The sequence below is a fragment of the Pseudomonas fluorescens genome (assembly GCF_000802965.1).
Lineage (GTDB): Bacteria > Pseudomonadota > Gammaproteobacteria > Pseudomonadales > Pseudomonadaceae > Aquipseudomonas > Aquipseudomonas fluorescens_A.
Window position 1 is genome coordinate 1 of the sequence record NZ_JSAK01000053.1, and the last position, 1265, is coordinate 1265.

At 54.9% G+C, this 1265-nt stretch carries 1 protein-coding gene; it reads left to right on the forward strand.

Annotated features, from left to right (window positions below):
- A partial coding sequence (locus tag NL64_RS29055; RefSeq protein ID WP_034151505.1) for an IS110 family transposase occupies positions 1-1017 on the forward strand: 1017 nt, incomplete at its 5' end.
- Positions 1018-1265 lie beyond the last annotated feature (248 nt).

Below are 1265 nucleotides of genomic sequence, written 5' to 3' on the forward strand. Positions count from 1 at the left end.
ATGGCTACCATGACGCTTCTAGGCATCGACATCGGCAAGAACACTTTCCACCTGCATGGACAGGACGCCAGGGGCCATCAGGTGCTGCGTAAAAAACTCAACCGCAACCAATTGCTCCCTTATCTGGCGCAGATTCCGACCTGCAAAATTGCCATGGAGTCCTGCGGCGGATCTCAGTGTCTTGCCCGGAAAATCAAGGAGCAAGGCCATCAAGTGCAGTTGATCGCACCGCAACATGTGAAGGCCTATGTTACCGGCAACCAAAACGACTTCATTGATGCCGAGGCCATTTGTGAAGCGGCCTCGCGCCCTAGAACCCGTTCGGTCCAAGTCAAAACCGTAGAACAGCAGGTGCTGTGCACTGAGCACCGACTGCGCACGTCCTTAGTAAGTCGACGCACCGCCGTCATCAATCAAGTGCATGGATTTCTCCTGGAGTTCGGCGTGATCTTTCCCGCCGGATACGCCGCCCTTGATCGGGTCTCGGGCCTGATGCAAAGCCGTGAACTTCCCATCCGTTTGATAAACGCCATTGAGCGCATGCTTGAAGATATTCGGCAGCTGACTGGCGAGATCAAAAAACTTGATGTCGAGATCAAGCAAAACCTCGTCCAAAGCGACGCCGGCCAACGCTTGCAAAGCATCCCCGGCATCGGCCCCCTCATCGCTAGCGCTCTGGTGGCCGATGTCGGCGACGCTTCGGTTTTCAAATCGTCCCGCGACTTCGCAGCATCGTTGGGGTTGGTACCGCGACAGTATTCAACAGGTGGCGAAACTGTCCTCCTCGGCATCAGCAAGCGAGGTGACAAATACCTAAGGAGCCTGCTTGTACAGGGCGCTCACGCCGTTTTGTGCCGAGTCGATCACCGAACCGACGCCCTCGGTATGTGGGCCAAAAACTTACTCGCCCGCAAGCCTCTGAACAAAGTGGCCTGTGCCCTGGCGAACAAAATGGCCAGAATCATCTGGGTGTTATTAACCAAGGGCGGCACCTATAACTCACAGCTTTTGGCTTGATCCATACACTTCACCACCGGCTTTTGCGACGTCAGTAGCTGATGACGATAAACGGCAGACATCCTGGCTGAAAACCTGGGAACGAAAGTAGCTTTTGAGGCTGAGCCCCTTATAAAGGACAGGCAGGAGCGACTACTCATCAAGGGCCGAGCGCTATCCGTGCTCACACTGAGCCCGGATACATTAGCGCAAGCTCGATTTACCGCTCATCAGTGCTGGGTGGCAGAAGATGGGCTGACCATACATTT